This is a genomic window from Kineococcus sp. GCM10028916 (assembly GCF_042674865.1).
Taxonomy (GTDB): domain Bacteria; phylum Actinomycetota; class Actinomycetes; order Actinomycetales; family Kineococcaceae; genus Kineococcus.
In genome coordinates this window covers 227,851-242,688 of sequence record NZ_JBHTFM010000008.1, presented here as the reverse complement: position 1 = coordinate 242,688, position 14,838 = coordinate 227,851, and the positions used below count along the sequence as shown (strand labels likewise).

The 14,838-nt window shown below is 72.8% G+C and carries 14 protein-coding genes; 6 read left to right on the top strand and 8 right to left on the bottom strand.

From position 1 onward, the window contains the following. Nucleotides 1-2 precede the first annotated feature (2 nt). Nucleotides 3-740, bottom strand: a complete 738-nt coding sequence (locus ACFQ46_RS10510) for an SDR family oxidoreductase (protein WP_380259448.1) — start codon at nucleotides 738-740, stop codon at nucleotides 3-5. 40 nt (nucleotides 741-780) lie between these two features. Here ACFQ46_RS10510 and ACFQ46_RS10505 point away from each other — a divergent pair, with 40 nt between their 5' ends. After that, complete coding sequence (locus ACFQ46_RS10505; protein WP_380259447.1) at nucleotides 781-1,731, top strand: AraC family transcriptional regulator; 951 nt, start codon at nucleotides 781-783, stop codon at nucleotides 1,729-1,731. Here ACFQ46_RS10505 and ACFQ46_RS10500 read toward each other — a convergent pair. Next, nucleotides 1,721-2,719 carry a stage II sporulation protein M gene (locus tag ACFQ46_RS10500; protein WP_380259446.1) on the bottom strand — a complete coding sequence of 333 codons (999 nt, stop codon included), beginning with the start codon at nucleotides 2,717-2,719 and terminating at the stop codon, nucleotides 1,721-1,723. The two genes, ACFQ46_RS10505 and ACFQ46_RS10500, sit on opposite strands and share 11 nt — an antisense overlap. A 22-nt stretch (nucleotides 2,720-2,741) precedes the next feature. On the opposite strand from ACFQ46_RS10500, the gene ACFQ46_RS10495 reads away from it, so the two are divergent. After that, complete coding sequence (locus ACFQ46_RS10495; RefSeq protein WP_380259445.1) at nucleotides 2,742-3,695, top strand: GlxA family transcriptional regulator; 954 nt, start codon at nucleotides 2,742-2,744, stop codon at nucleotides 3,693-3,695. A gap of 122 nt (nucleotides 3,696-3,817) precedes the next feature. After that, complete coding sequence (gene gap / locus ACFQ46_RS10490; RefSeq protein WP_380259444.1) at nucleotides 3,818-4,813, top strand: type I glyceraldehyde-3-phosphate dehydrogenase; 996 nt, start codon at nucleotides 3,818-3,820, stop codon at nucleotides 4,811-4,813. Here the strand turns inward: gap and ACFQ46_RS10485 are convergent, their stop codons facing one another. Beyond that, nucleotides 4,814-6,715, bottom strand: a complete 1,902-nt coding sequence (locus tag ACFQ46_RS10485; RefSeq protein WP_380259443.1) for a prolyl oligopeptidase family serine peptidase — start codon at nucleotides 6,713-6,715, stop codon at nucleotides 4,814-4,816. Nucleotides 6,716-6,761: 46 nt separating this feature from the next. Here ACFQ46_RS10485 and ACFQ46_RS10480 point away from each other — a divergent pair, with 46 nt between their 5' ends. Next, nucleotides 6,762-7,580 carry an RDD family protein gene (locus ACFQ46_RS10480; RefSeq protein WP_380259442.1) on the top strand — a complete coding sequence of 273 codons (819 nt, stop codon included), beginning with the start codon at nucleotides 6,762-6,764 and terminating at the stop codon, nucleotides 7,578-7,580. Here the strand turns inward: ACFQ46_RS10480 and ACFQ46_RS10475 are convergent. From ACFQ46_RS10475 to ACFQ46_RS10460, 4 genes are read right to left on the bottom strand one after another with little or no spacing between them, the layout of a single operon-like run. Next, nucleotides 7,577-8,056 (bottom strand): hypothetical protein, encoded by a 480-nt coding sequence (locus ACFQ46_RS10475; RefSeq protein WP_380259441.1) that lies wholly within the window; start codon nucleotides 8,054-8,056, stop codon nucleotides 7,577-7,579. The two genes, ACFQ46_RS10480 and ACFQ46_RS10475, sit on opposite strands and share 4 nt — an antisense overlap. Before the next feature lie 41 nt (nucleotides 8,057-8,097). After that, nucleotides 8,098-10,119 carry a glycogen debranching protein GlgX gene (gene glgX / locus ACFQ46_RS10470; RefSeq protein WP_380259440.1) on the bottom strand — a complete coding sequence of 674 codons (2,022 nt, stop codon included), beginning with the start codon at nucleotides 10,117-10,119 and terminating at the stop codon, nucleotides 8,098-8,100. A gap of 41 nt (nucleotides 10,120-10,160) precedes the next feature. Continuing rightward, nucleotides 10,161-10,403 (bottom strand): hypothetical protein, encoded by a 243-nt coding sequence (locus ACFQ46_RS10465; protein ID WP_380259439.1) that lies wholly within the window; start codon nucleotides 10,401-10,403, stop codon nucleotides 10,161-10,163. 12 nt (nucleotides 10,404-10,415) lie between these two features. Next, nucleotides 10,416-11,033 carry an SGNH/GDSL hydrolase family protein gene (locus ACFQ46_RS10460; RefSeq protein ID WP_380259438.1) on the bottom strand — a complete coding sequence of 206 codons (618 nt, stop codon included), beginning with the start codon at nucleotides 11,031-11,033 and terminating at the stop codon, nucleotides 10,416-10,418. 78 nt (nucleotides 11,034-11,111) lie between these two features. Here ACFQ46_RS10460 and ppk2 point away from each other — a divergent pair, with 78 nt between their 5' ends. Beyond that, on the top strand, nucleotides 11,112-12,002 hold the full coding sequence (gene ppk2, locus ACFQ46_RS10455; RefSeq protein WP_380259437.1) for a polyphosphate kinase 2: 891 nt from the start codon (nucleotides 11,112-11,114) through the stop codon (nucleotides 12,000-12,002). A gap of 52 nt (nucleotides 12,003-12,054) precedes the next feature. On the opposite strand, the gene ahcY is transcribed toward ppk2, so the two are convergent. Beyond that, entirely contained in the window at nucleotides 12,055-13,518 is a 1,464-nt protein-coding gene (ahcY, locus tag ACFQ46_RS10450) for an adenosylhomocysteinase (RefSeq protein WP_380259436.1), read from the bottom strand. A gap of 95 nt (nucleotides 13,519-13,613) precedes the next feature. Here ahcY and ACFQ46_RS10445 point away from each other — a divergent pair, with 95 nt between their 5' ends. Then, nucleotides 13,614-14,804, top strand: a complete 1,191-nt coding sequence (locus ACFQ46_RS10445; protein ID WP_380259435.1) for a hypothetical protein — start codon at nucleotides 13,614-13,616, stop codon at nucleotides 14,802-14,804. The last annotated feature ends 34 nt before the right edge of the window (nucleotides 14,805-14,838 follow it).

Genomic DNA, 14,838 nt, shown 5'->3' with positions numbered 1-14,838 from the left:
GGTCACCAGGGCACCACGCCGTTGACGTCGAGGAAGCTCCCGGTCGGCCCGTCGGCCGGGAGGGTCGCGGCGTGCACGACGACCTTCGCCCCCTCGGCGGGGTGCTGCGCCCCAACGGTTCCCGGCCCGTCGTTCATGTCGGTGGCGTTGAACCCCGGGCACACCGAGTTGACCTTGACGGCGGTGTCCCGGAGTTCGACGGCCAGCCAGCCGGTGAGCGCGTTGAGCGCGGCCTTGGACGCGGGGTAGGCGAAGGAGGGAACCTGGCCGAACGGGTTCGCCGGGTGGACGACGGTCCCGGTCGAACCCAGCGTGCTGCTGACGTTCACGATGCGCCCGGCCGGCGAGCGCCGCACCAGCGGCAGGAACGCCTGCGTCACCCGCAGCGCGCCGTGGACGTTGACGTCGAAGGTGCGCTGCAGCACGTCCAGCGGAACGGTGCTGGGACGCCCGTCGACCTCGGCGAAGGCGACGCCGGCGTTGTTCACCAGCACGTCGAGCCCGATCTCCTGCTCGATGCGCCGCGCCGCCGCCGCGACGCTGTCGTCGTCGGTCACGTCGAGGCTCACGAAGCGGACGTCGCCCGCGTCCGAGAGCTCCTTCTCAGCGGCCTCACCGCGGGCCTGGTCCCGCGCGCCGATCCAGACGGTGAAACCCTGTCGGGCGAGCTGGCGAGCCGTCTCGAACCCGATGCCCTTGTTGGCGCCCGTGACGAGCGCGGTCTGCTGCGAAGTGGTCATGACGTCGATCCTGGACGGCACCGGAGCTACGATCCATGACGTGGCGTCCGTTTTTCCTTACACATCGTCCAGGCCGCCCGTCGACGGCCAGGATCCGATCACCGCGGCGATCGGGCTCCTGCGACCGCGCGACGTCGGGCACGCGGGCCTGCACGCCACGGGTTCGTGGGCCGTGCAGTTCGAACCGACCCCTCACGTGGAACTCGGTGTCGTCGCGCGGGGCGACTGCTGGCTCGTCCTGGAGGGGCACGAACCCGTCCAGCTGCACGAGGGCGACTTCTACCTGCTGGGGAACCCCCCGCGCTACCGGCTGGCCGGGGACCTCGACGCCCCGCCCCAGGACGCGACCTCCTCGTGGGAGGGCTCGCTGCGGATCGGACCCGAGGTGGAGGAGAGCACCTACGTCTGCGGCGGGTACTTCGGCTTCGACGACGACAACGCCGGCGTCCTGCTCGACGTCCTCCCGCCGGTGGTGCTGGTCCGGGCCGGGGATCCGCGGGGCGGCGCGCTCGCCCACCTGAGCGCCCTCCTGGTGGCCGAGATGGACACCCGGGGCGTCGGCGGTTCGCTGGTGCTCGACCACCTCGCCCAGATCGTCTTCGTGCACATGCTGCGAGCCCACGCCGAGGCGACGACCCGTCCCGCCGGGTGGCTCGGGGCGTTGCGCGACGACGGCATCGGCGCCGCCCTGCGCGCGATGCACGGCGATGTCGCCCACCGGTGGACCCTCGCGGAGCTCGCCGACATCAGCCTGATGTCGCGGTCGGCGTTCGCCTCCGCGTTCAAGCGCCAGGTCGGGAACGCGCCGCTGGACTACCTCATCCAGTGGCGGATGAGCCTCGCCCGGGACGCCCTGCGCCGCGACACCCGCTCGATCTCGGAACTCGCGTCCGCCACCGGGTACGAGTCCGAGAGCGCGTTCAGCACCGCGTTCCGCCGGGTGGTGGGATCCTCGCCGCGACAGTTCCGCAACGAGGCGCTCAGGCGCTGACGGGCGCGGTGTCGCCGGCGAAGCGTTCCTCGAGGTCGCCGGTCTCCCCCGCCCGGGCCGCGGGCCGGCCCAGGACGAGGACGTAGGCGAGGAACGCGACCTCGGCCAGCGCCCCGACGCCGATCCGCGCCCACGTCGGCAGGCCGGACGGGGTGACGAAACCCTCGATGAGTCCCGACACGAACAGGACGAACACCAGGCCGAGGGCGATGCCCATCATCGCCCGGCCCTCGGTGGCCAACGACTGCGAGCGGGTGCGGGCGCCGGGAGAGACCCACGCCCAGAACAGCTTCATCCCCGCGCCTGCGGCCACGAACACCGCGGTCAGCTCGAGCAGACCGTGCGGCAGGATCAACCCGAAGAACAGCTCACCGCGGCCGTTCTCGATGAGCAGACCGCCCTGCAGCCCCACGTTCACGGCGTTCTGGGTCAAGGCGACCACGACGAAGACCCCGGTGATGCCCAGCGCGACGCAGGTCGCGGCGACGAGGGCGTTGTTCGTCCAGACCCTCCCGGCGAAGGACGCGTGCCCGTACTCGGAGTAGTAGCCCGAGAAGTCGGAGTTCACCAGCTGGCGGACGTTCTCGTCGGAGCCGAACAGGCTCGCCTGGGCGGCGGGGTTCCCGGCCATCCAGACCCCCGAGACGACGGCGAGCAGGATCGTGAACGCGGCCGCGCCGGACGTCCACCAGCGCACCCGCCACAACGCCGCGGGCAGTCCCCGCGTCGTGAAGTGCACGACCTGGCGCCAGGCGGTGTAGCGCGATCCCGTGAGGCGCGCCCGCGCCCGGACCAGCACGGTGGAGAGTTCGTCGAGGAGCACCGGCTCCGACTGCGCGGAGCGCAACGAGGAGAGGTGGGTCGCCGTCCGCTGGTAGAGCACGACGAGTTCGTCGGCCTCCTGGCCGTTGAGGTGGCGCTGCCCGACGAGGCGGCGCAACCGCGTCCACTCGTGCTCGTGCACCGCTCGGAAGGCGTCGACGTCCACCCCCCCAAGCTACCGTCGACCCGTGGCGGGGACGGGCGGAGCGCACCGGGTGGCCGTCCTGGTGCTGGACGGCGCGAAACCCCTGGACGTCGGGATCCCCGCCCAGGTCTTCTCGCGGCGGCCGAGCATGCCCTACGAGGTCCGCGTCTGCGGCGCGCGGCCGGGCGCCGTCCGCGGTGGCGACGGGCTGGCCTACCAGGTCGCGGAGGGTCTGGAGGCGCTGCAGGAGGCCGACACCGTGTTCGTCCCCGGCTACCGCGACCCCGCGACGACCCGTCCCGCCCCCGAGGTGGTCGAGGCGTTGCGGGCTGCGCACGCCCGCGGTGCCCGCCTCGCCGCGATCTCCACCGGGGCCTTCGCCCTGGCCGCCACCGGGTTGCTGGACGGCCTGCGCGCGACGACGCACTGGCACTACGCACGGGCCCTCGCGCAGCGCCACCCCGCGGTCCGGGTCGACGAGAACGTCCTCTTCGTCGACGAGGGCAGCGTCCTCACCTCCGCCGGCGCGGCGTCCGGGCTCGACCTGTGCCTGCACCTGGTCCGGCGCGACCACGGCGTCGGGTTGTCGAACCACACCGCCCGGCGTCTCGTCACCGCGCCCTACCGCAGCGGCGGCCAGGCCCAGTACGTCCCGCGCAGCGTCCCGGAACCGGTCGACGACCTCTACGCCGGTACCCGGGAGTGGGTGCTGCGCCACCTCGAGCGACCGCTGACGCTGGAGGCGCTGGCCCGTCACGCGCGGGTGTCGGCCCGGACGTTCTCGCGCCGGTTCCTGGAGGGCACCGGGTACACCCCGATGCAGTGGGTGCTGCGGGCGCGGATCGACGCGGCGCGGGAACTCCTGGAACGCAGCGACCTCGGCGTCGAGCAGATCGCCGACCGCGTCGGGCTGGGCAGCGGCGCGAACCTGCGGCTGCACTTCCGGCGGGTCCTCGGGACCTCCCCGACGGCCTACCGGCACACGTTCGCCCCCTGACCCTGACCCTGACCCTGACCCTGACCCTGACCCTGACCCTGACCCTGACCCTGGCGGGATCCTTGCGGCCGGTGTCGCTGCGGCCACTGGTCGCGCGCCGGCGCAACACCGAACCTCGAGGCATGACCCGCATCGCCATCAACGGTTTCGGCCGCATCGGCCGCAACACCCTGCGCGCCCTCCTCACCCGCGACAGCGACCTGGAACTCGTCGCCGTCAACGACCTGAGCGCCCCCGGGACGCTGGCGCACCTGCTGCGCTACGACTCCTCCCTCGGCCGGTTCGACCGCACCGTCGATGTCGAGGGATCCGACCTCGTCGTCGACGGGCGGCGCGTGCGCGTGCTCGCCGAACGCGAGCCGGCGGACCTGCCCTGGGCGGAACTCGGGGTCGACCTCGTCCTGGAGTCGACGGGACGCTTCACCGCGGCCAGCGCCGCGCAGGCTCACCTGCGGGCCGGGGCCCGCAAGGTCCTGGTCGGCGCCCCCGCCGACGGCGCGGACGTGACGTTGGCCTACGGCGTGAACACCGACGCCTACGACGCGCAGGCCCACACGATCGTCTCCAACGCCTCGTGCACGACGAACGCGCTGGCCCCGCTGGCCTCGGTCCTCGACGACCTCGCCGGGATCGAGCACGGGTTCATGACGACCGTCCACGCCTACACCCAGGAGCAGAACCTGCAGGACGGCCCGCACCGCGACCTGCGCCGCGCCCGCGCGGCCGGGGTGAACATCGTCCCGACGACGACGGGCGCCGCGAAGGCCATCGGGCTGGTCCTGCCGAACCTGGCGGGGAAGCTGTCCGGCGACTCGATCCGGGTCCCCGTGCCGGTCGGCTCGATCGTGGAGCTCAACACCACGGTGGCCCGCGACGTCACCCGCGAGCAGGTCCTCGCCGCCTACCGCGCCGCCGCCGACGGGCCCCTGAACGGGATCCTCGAGTTCTCCGAGGAACCCCTCGTGTCCAGCGACATCACCGGCCGACCCGCGTCCGCGGTGTTCGACTCCGCCCTGACCCGGGTCGACGGCCGCCACGTCAAGGTCGTCGCCTGGTACGACAACGAGTGGGGCTTCTCGAACCGGGTCGTCGACACCCTGGAACTCCTGGCGCGCTGATCAGCGCAGCGGCAGCCGCGGGACGCCGGGCGGGACAAAACCCCAGACCTGCCCGTAGAACGACAGTTCCGCCTCGAGCGAGGCGACGACGTTCTCGGCCCGGCGGAACCCGTGCTGCTCACCGGGGAACACCAGCAACGCGTGCGGCAACCCCTTGCGCGCCAGCGCGTCGGCGAACGCCTCGGCCTGGGCCCGCGGGACCACCGGGTCGTCGGCTCCCTGCAGCAGCAGGACCGGGCAGGACAGGTCGTCGACGTGGGACAGCGGCGCCCGCTCGACGTACACCGCCTCGGCCTGCGGCAGCGGACCGACCAGGGAGTCGAGGTAGCGGGACTCGAAGTCGTGGGTCTCGGCGGCCAGCGCCCGCAGGTCCGCGACCCCGTAGTAGGAGGTCCCGGCGGAGAACGCGTCGGTCCCGGTCAACGCCGCGAGGACGGTGAACCCCCCGGCGCTGCCGCCCCGGATGCCCACCTGCCCGGCCGGGGCGAGACCCTCGGCGACGAGACGGCGGGCCACGGCGGCGCAGTCCTCGACGTCGACGATCCCCCAGTTGCCGTCGAGGGCCTCGCGGTACGCGCGGCCGTACCCGGTGGATCCCCCGTACTGGACGTCGACGACCCCGATGCCGCGGGAGGTGAAGAACGCGACCTCCGGCGAGTACGCGGCCTGCGACTGCGCGGTGGGTCCGCCGTGCACGAACAGGACGTGCGGGGCGGGCCCGCCGTCCACGTGGTCGGGGTGGGTCGGCGGGTAGTGGTGGGCGTGGACGGTCCGCCCGGAACTGGCGACCTCGAGCGGGCGCGGGACGGGGAGGTAGGCGGGGTCGGGTGCCGCGGCGGCCGACCGCACGACGTCCACGGCCGAGGTCGCCGGGTCCAGCAGGACGACCGCGGCGGGGGTGGTCGGCGAGGCCGCGATCGCGGCGATCCGACCGTCCGCGGCGGCGAGCACCGGGGTCCAGGCCGTGAACGGCAGGTCGAGACGGTGGAGTTCCCCGGAACCCCGGTGGACCACGTCGAGGCGGTAGCCGACGTCGGCCGCGTGGATCAGCGCGATCCGCTCGGCGTCCAGCGCCGCCCAGGACGTCGTCGCGAACACCCACGGCGGGAAACCCTGTTCGGCGGCCTCGGGCAGCACCGGACGCAGACCGCCGTCGACCACTTCGTGCAGGTTCCACCAGCCGTCGCGGTCGCTGACCACGAGGACGGTGCCGTCGGGGGCGAACCCCGGGTGGACCAGGGACTCCCGCCGGTCCTGCCCGGCCAGCACCCGCACGTCGCGCAACCCCCCGTCGACGACGGAGGCCTCCCACAGCAGGGTCGCCTGCCACGGCATGTCGGGGTGTTCCCAGCTGATCCAGACCAGCCGGGTCCCGTCCGGGGAGAGCCGCGGCGCGGCCAGGAACCGCGGCCCGCTGAACAGTTCCCGCGGGCCGGAACCATCGAGCGGGACGTGCACGAGGGCGCGCCGGGGGACCTCACCGGAGACGTCCTCGGCGACGAGCACCACCCCGTCCCCCACCTGCACGGGATCGGCGTAGCGGACCCCGTCGGCCGGGGTCAGCGGACGCGGCGCGCGGTGCGGGGCGCTGACGTGGAACCACCGCTGGTCGCCCGCCGAGGCCGCGACGACCCCGACCTCGCCCTGCGCGGACCGGACCAGCCCCCAGGAGCCGCCGCCGTACTCGTGGACCCGGGTCCGCGCGTCCAGGGACGGGGTCGCCTCGACGACCCCGCCGTCGGGGTCGCGGCGCATCACGGCCACCCGGCCCCCCTCGGCGGGACGGCCCTCGGACCACCACGTGCGCCCCTCCCCGTCGAGGGCGACGGCGGTCAACCGCAGTGCCGCCGCGGCGACGGCGTCGGCGGTGAGGGGCGAGGTCCAGGAGCCGTGCGAGTCCACTCCAGCATCGTGCACCCGGGTCGGGCCGCCCGGATACGGTGGGGTGGTGAGTGCTGCTGGCCCGGTCGGGGAACCCGTCGGCGAGATCGTCACCGGTGAGGCCGTCGTCCTCGGCCTGCGCGCGGCGTCGTTCGCGTCCCGGATGCTCTCCGCGCTGCTGGACGCCGTGATCGTCGGCCTCGTCTTCGGTGCGCTGCTGTGGGGGACGTCGGCGCTGCTCTCCGACACCGACGAGGCCGCCTCCGCGGCGATCACGCTGGCCGAGACGGTGCTCTGCTTCGTCGGCATCCCCGTCGCGGTCGAGACCGCGACCCGCGGGCGCACGGTGGGCAAGCTCGTCATGGGCGTCCGCGTCGTGCGCGACGACGGCGGCCCGGTGCGCTTCCGGCACTCCCTCGTGCGCGCCGTCCTGGGGCTCTTCGAACTCTGGAGCCTGGCGGGCAGCCCGGCGATCATCTGCTCGCTGATCACCCAGCGGGGCAAGCGGGTCGGCGACCTGCTGGCCGGGACCTACGTCGTGCGCGAACGCAGTTCCGCCCGCCACGTCCCGCTGCCGCCGATGCCGCCGGAACTGGCGGGCTGGGCCCGCACCGCCGACATCGGCCGGCTCCCGCTCGACACCACGACGGCGGCCCGGCAGTTCCTCGCCCGCACGGCCACCCTGAACCCGACCTCGCGGACGGCGCTGGGCCTCCAGCTCGCCGGGGCGCTGATCCCCTTCGTGAACCCCGCCCCGCCCGCGCAGGCCGACCCGGAACGCTTCCTCGTGGCCGTCCTCGTCGAACGTCGCGACCGCGAGTTCGAGCGGATGCGACGTCGCGAGGCGCGGACCCGGGAACTCGAACGGACGATCGGGCGGGCCTAGAGCAACCGCAGGACGTCATCCCCGGTCCACGGCCGGAGGCGGAGCTCGGTCCGGGACTCCGCGAGCCCGGCCTGCACCCAGCTCACGGTGACGACGACGCGGCCGTCGGCGGGGAGCGCGTCGATCCAGAAGTTGGCGTCGAGGTCGTAGACGTCGTCGCTGCTGGAGCCGCCTGCCTGCGAAGCGTCGACGAGTCCCTCGTGGTCACCGATCTGCACCGCGACGCTCGGCCAGGACGACGTCCCCGGTCCGATTTCGTCCAACGACGTCTGACCACTGAACGACTGCCGGTTCGCCGCCTCCGCCTGCACCCCTTCAGCCCGCAGCACGAACGGCAACGACACCCCGTCCGTGTACGCGAACACGCAGCGCAGCCCGGCGACGATCCCGGGCGACCGCGCCAGGACGACGGGTCCGTGCACGCCGGCCCCGAGCTCGTCGGGTTCGACGGCGGGTGGCCAGCGGTGCGCTCTCACCCGGCGATCATCGCGCCGGGTGAGAGGTCACGCCAGGGGTTTCAGGCCGAACGCAGGACCGTCGTCGACCACTCCCCCACGAGCAGGGTCTCGACCTCACGGCCGACCTCCTGCTGCGGGTCGGAGGACACGGCGAGCTTCCAGGGGCCGGCGGGCGGCTTCGGGACGGTGAACTCGACGGGGTTGGTGGCCCCGTTGACGAGCAGCAGGACCGTGGGCGACCCCTCGGCCTTGAACTGCACGGCGTAGGCCCGGGCGTTGCCGTCGTCCCACTCCGCCTGCGTCATGGGTTCACCGTCGGCCCGCAGCGAGAGCACCGCGTCGGGCGAGCCGTCGAGACCGTCGCCGCGGTACCAGGCCCCGCGCAGCGCGGAGGTCTCCCGGCGCAGCGTCAGCAGGTCGCGGGTGAACGCCAGCAGCTCGCGGTCGGCGTTCTCCCAGTCGAACCAGGAGATCTCGTCGTCCTGGCAGTAGGCGTTGTTGTTGCCGTTCTGGGTGCGGGCCATCTCGTCCCCGCCCAGGATCATCGGCACCCCGGCCGAGAGCAGCAGGGTGGTCAGCAGGTTGCGGCGCTGGCGGTCGCGCAACGCGTTGACGGTCTCGTCGTCGGTCGGGCCCTCGACGCCGCAGTTCCAGGAGCGGTTGTCGCTCTCGCCGTCCTTGCTGTCCTCGCCGTTGGCCTCGTTGCGCTTCTCGTCGTAGGCGGTGAGGTCGGCGAGGGTGAACCCGTCGTGGGCGGTGAGGAAGTTGACGCTGCACAACGGGGACCGTCGGTCGGCCTCGTAGACGTCGGGGCTGCCGGTGAGGCGCTTCGTGAAGTCGCCGAGGGTGCCCTGCCCGCGCCAGAAGTCGCGGATGTCGTCGCGGTACTTCCCGTTCCACTCCGACCAGCGCGCCGGGAACCCGCCGACCTGGTACCCGGCGGTGTCCCAGGGTTCGGCGATGAGCTTGACCGCGGCCAGCACCGGGTCCTGGTGGACGATGTCGAGGAACGCGGAGTGGACGTGCGCGTCGCCCCACTGCCGGGTGAGCGTCGTCGCGAGGTCGAACCGGAACCCGTCGACGTGCATCTCGGTCACCCAGTAGCGCAGCGAGTCGAGGATCAGCTGCAGCGCCGCGGGGTGGGAGACGTTGAGGCTGTTGCCGGTGCCGGTGGTGTCGAAGTAGTTCTCCGGCTCCTCCTCGACCACGCGGTAGTAGGAACCGTTGTCAATGCCCTTGAGGGAGAGCGTCGGGCCCATGTGGTTGCCCTCGGCCGTGTGGTTGTAGACGACGTCGAGGATGACCTCGAGACCCGCCGCGTGCAGGGCCTTCACCATCTCCTGGAACTCGCGCACCTGGCCACCGCCGTCGCCGGCCGCGCTGTACTCGTTGTGCGGGGCGAAGAACCCGATGGAGTTGTACCCCCAGTAGTTGCGGAGGCCCTTCTCGGCCAGGTGGGAGTCCTGGACGAACTGGTGCACGGGCAGCAGTTCGACGGCGGTGACGCCGAGGTCGGTGAGGTGCTGGATCGCGGCCGGGTGCGCGAGGCCGGCGTAGGTGCCGCGGATCTCCTCGGGCACGTCGGGGTGCTGCTTCGTGAAACCCTTGACGTGGACCTCGTACACGACGGTGTCGGCCAGCGGGGTGCGCGGTCGGGTGTCGCCGGACCAGTCGAACGACGGGTCGACGACGACGGACCGCGGCACCGACGGGGCGGAGTCGGCGTCGTTGCGCTGCTCGGGGTCGGCGAAGGTGTGCCCGAAGGTCTCCTCGCCGGCGCCCCACTGGCCCTCGACCGCCCGGGTGTAGGGGTCCAGCAGGAGTTTCGCGGCGTTGTGCCGCAGGCCCTCCGCGGGTTCCCACTCGCCGTGCACCCGGAACCCGTAGCGGGTGCCGGCGCCGCCGGGGACGACCCCGTGGAAGACGTGACCGGTGCGCTGCGCCAGCCGGTGACGGGTCTCGGCGCCGTCGTCGCCGAAGACGGCCACGTCCACCGCCTCGGCGGTCTCGGAGTACACGGCGACGTTCAACCCGTCCTGGCGGATCGTCACGCCGAGGGGGTAAGGGGTGCTGTTGTCCACCTCGAGATCGTCGGGCAGAAACCGAGGTCCCGCGAGTCGATCTAGTCCTGCTCCTCCTGGCGGGTGCGCAACCGGCCCTTCGCCCAGAGCAGTCGCCACCGGGCCCGGACCCCGTTCCACCAGCGCAACTTCCCCGAGTCCAGCCCCGCCTCGGTCCGTTCCCACCGGCGGACCTCCCGGGCGTGGTACTTCATCGCCACGAGGACGCACCCGCGCAGGAACGCCGCGAGCACCGCGACTCCCCCGGCGATGGTGGCCCACGACGCGGCGTCCTCCAGGTTCACCCCGCCAGGATCTCAGGGGGTCTGGAGGAGGGCACGCGCGGCCGCGCGCAGCACCGGGGCGACGGCGGCGGCGATCACGCGGTAACCGGCCGAGGAGGGGTGGAAGCGGTCCGCGGAGAACATCGACGGGTCGGCGGCGAAGAGCTCGGACGCGGCGGACGTGTCCACGACGTGCACCCCGGCGGCCTCGGCCGCCCGCCGTTGTGCCGTGCGCAGGGCCAGACCGGCGTCGCGGGCGTACCCGCGCAGGTCGGGCGGGACGAGGGTGACGACACCGAGGTCGGGCGCCGGGACGAGGACGACCTCGACCCCGTCCCGACGCAGCGCGCCGAGGGCGGCGGCGAGGTGCGCGACGGCCTCCGGGACCGGCACGAAGTGCGTCAGGTCGTTGGCGCCCACCACGACGACGGCGAGCCGGGGCCAGCCGCCCGCCGTGGCGACCTGCCCGGCCAGCGCGACGCTGCGGGCTCCCGAGGACGCGTAGACCCGGTGCTCGACCTCCACCCCGGTGCTCGCGAGGTCGGCGCTGAGCAACGGCCCCAGCGTGTCCGGTCGCGACGTCGCCCCCACTCCGGCGGCGAGGGAGTCGCCGAAGAGCGCCAACCGGACCGGTTCGACGACGTGGCTCACCCGACCAGTCCACCAGCGCTCGCGCGCTCGCGCGCACCGGGATGTTTCACGGGGGCGCTCGCGGGGCACGTCCGCGAGGTGAAGGACCACGAGGTGGAAGAGGCGGTCGGGAGCGCCGACGGCGGCGACGAGACCTGGCGGGAGGGCTACCCCTACGAGGAGAAGATGTCCCGCAAGGAGTACGAGAAGCTCAAGCAGGGCCTGCAGATCGAGCTGCTGAAGCTGCAGAGCTGGGTCAAGGCGCGCGAGGAGAAGGTCGTCCTGCTCTTCGAGGGGCGCGACGCGGCCGGCAAGGGAGGCACGATCAAGCGGTTCACCGAGAACCTCAACCCGCGCGGTGCGCGGGTCGTCGCCCTCGAGAAGCCGACGGACCGCGAGCGCACCCAGTGGTACTTCCAGCGCTACGTCCAGCACCTGCCGGTGGGCGGGGAGATCGTCCTGTTCGACCGGTCCTGGTACAACCGGGCCGGGGTGGAGCGGGTGATGGGTTTCGCCTCCCCCACCGAGTACCTGGAGTTCATGCGCCAGGTGCCCGAGCTGGAGCGGATGTGGGTCCGCAGCGGGATCCGGCTCGTGAAGATGTGGTTCTCCGTGTCCCGGGCCGAACAGCGGACCCGGTTCGCGTCGCGGGCCGAGGACCCGGTGCGACGGTGGAAGCTCTCCGACATGGACCTGCAGTCGCTCGACCGCTGGGACGACTACACCGAGGCGAAGGAGGCGATGTTCTTCTACACCGACACCGCCGACGCGCCCTGGACGACGATCCGCAGCAACGACAAGAAGCGGGCCCGGATCGAGGCGATGCGCCACGTCCTGGCGATGCTCCCCTACGACGACAAGGACCTCGACGTCGTGGGAACCCCCGACCCGCTCATCGTCGGCCTCGGCCCCGCCGGACGGGTGCTGGAACAGGGCGAGGACCCGGGACACGTGTTCCCCACCCTGACCGAGCGCGTCCCCGGGAACTGAGGACGCCCGGCACCCCGCGAGGGGTGCCGGGCGTCACACCGGTGGTGAGGACTCAGTACCGGTAGTGGTCGGACTTGTACGGACCCTCGACGTCGACACCGAGGTACTCGGCCTGCGACTTCGTGAGTTCCGTCAGGTGCACGCCGAGCGCGTCGAGGTGCAGGCGCGCGACCTTCTCGTCGAGGTGCTTCGGCAGGCGGTGGACGCCGACCGGGTACTCCGCGGGCTTGGTGAAGACCTCGATCTGGCCGAGGACCTGGTTGGTGAACGAGTTCGACATGACGAAGCTGGGGTGCCCCGTCGCGTTGCCGAGGTTCAGCAGGCGCCCCTCGGACAGCATGATGATGCTGTGCGCGGCAACGCCTTCGCTCGCGGGGATGCGCCACTCGTGCACCTGCGGCTTGATCTCGATCTTCTCGACCCCGGGGATCTTCGCGAGACCGGCGATGTCGATCTCGTTGTCGAAGTGGCCGATGTTGCCGACGAGGGCCTGGTGCTTCATCTTGGCGATGTCGGCCGCCATGATGACGTCCTTGTTGCCCGTCGCGGTGATGAAGATGTCGGCGACCTCGACGACGTCCTCGAGGCGGACGACCTGGTACCCGTCCATCGCGGCCTGCAGGGCGTTGATGGGGTCGACCTCGGTGACGACGACGCGGGCACCCTGGCCGCGCAGGGATTCCGCGGAACCCTTGCCGACGTCGCCGTAGCCGAACACGACGGCCGTCTTGCCGCCGATGAGGATGTCGGTCCCGCGGTTGATGCCGTCGATCAGCGAGTGGCGGGTGCCGTACTTGTTGTCGAACTTCGACTTCGTCACCGAGTCGTTGACGTTGATCGCCGGGAAGGGCAGCACGCCGTTGCGGAAGTACTCCGCGAGGCGGTGCACCCCGGTGGTCGTCTCCTCGGTGACTCCCTGGATCCGGGCCGCGATGCGGGTCCAGCGCTCGGGGTCCTCGGCGATGCTCTTGCGGAGCAGTTCGAGGACGACCGCGTACTCCTCGGAGTCCTCCTCGGTCGTCGCGGGGACGGCCCCGGCGGCCTCGAAGCGCTTGCCCTCGAGGACGAGCATGGTGGCGTCGCCACCGTCGTCGAGGATCATGTTCGGGCCGATGCGGTGGCCCTCGGCGTCGGTGCCCCAGTCGAAGATCCGGTCGGCGAGCGCCCAGTACTCCTCGAGGGTCTCCCCCTTCCAGGCGAAGACGGGGACGCCGGCGGGCTCCTCGACGGTGCCCGTGCCCACGACGACCGCCGAGGCGGCCTGGTCCTGGGTGGAGAAGATGTTGCAGCTGGCCCAGCGGACCTCGGCGCCGAGGGCGACGAGGGTCTCGATGAGGACGGCGGTCTGCACCGTCATGTGCAGGGACCCTGCGATGCGGGCGCCGGCCAGCGGCTGCGCCTCGCCGAACTCGGCGCGCAGCGCCATGAGCCCGGGCATCTCGTGCTCGGCCAGACGCAGCTCGTGGCGTCCGGCTTCGGCCAGGGAAAGGTCCCGGACCTGGTACTCGAAAGACATGCGAGTCCTCTCGTGGTTCGTGACGTTCCCCCGGCGCGGCCCCTCTGGGCCCTTGCGGCATCACCGGACGCCGGAGCACCGACCAGACTACGCGGGTGCCGACCGTGACGCCTGACCTGCCGGCCCCCGGGGAACTGTGGGCGAGGTGGGCCGCACTGAGTGCGGCGTTGCGGTGCCTGGGCTTCGACGACGTCTGGTGGACGGGCCCCGACGGGGCGGCGGGGCACGACGACGGCGGTGGGAGCTGGATGCGGTTGACCCTCGTCGAGGGCGGGCGCGCCGTGTTGCACGGGTGGGACCGGGACGCGAGCTTCGACCACGACGACGTCGGCCGCTGCGCGCCGCCGCTCGACCTGCTGGCAGGGTCCCCCGACTGGCTCCCCTTCGCCGAGCTCCGGCAGCCCGTCGCGGAGGAACAGCTCGGCTGGGCGTTCTGGTTCGAGCCCGGGACCGGGTGGTCGCGGGCGGCCTACCCGGACGGCGTCGGTGACGGGTCGGCGACCCTGCTGCGCTCGGTGCGCGAGCCCGACGACGGGCTGGCCGAGGTGCAGGACGAGTGGGCCGAGGCCGACGTGCAGGCCGCTCCCCGGGCCCGGGTGCTGGCGGCCGCCGCCGCGGGCTTCGTGGACGCCGCCTCGCTGGCCGCGCTGCTGGCGGGCTCCGAGCGCGCCGTCCCGGAGCTGGGCACCGGCCCGACCACCCCGACCTGGGCCGCCCCGGGCGATGGCCGGGACCGGCCCTCCCCGCCGGTGATGACGCGCGAGGAGCAGTGGCTGGTCGCCGAGGCCGCCGCCCGGACTGGGTACGAAGCGCCGCGTCGGACACCGGCCCCTTCGCCGTTGCTGGCCGAGGTCGCGGCCCCGGTCGTCGCGGCGGTGCCGCCCGGCGGACGTGGTTCCATCACCGCCTGGCTGGGCGAGCACTCGGCGAAGATGACCCAGCACGGGGACCTGGACGCCGACCGGCTCGACGTGCTGCGACCACTGCGGGAGCTGCGCCGGGTGGAGGGCACCGAGCACGGCCGCTGGTCGTTCTTCGCGGTCGTGGTCCGCGACGGGGAGGTCTCGTTCTGGCGGGCCTACGACACGGTGCCGACGTGGTGGAAGCGGGAGTGGTACTCCTCCCCCGAGCTGCCCGAGGCCGTAGAACTCGCCGCCCGGCCGCCGGGGTTCCGACCGGCCTGGGCGGAACTCCTGGATGACCCGGTGCGGGCCTTGGGGGTTCCGCCGCGGTTCGCCGGAACGGCCCGGCGAGTTCTCGGCCGGGACGTCGTGGCCGGGTCCTGAACATCGCGTGAAGGCCCTGGACGGGCGGTGATCT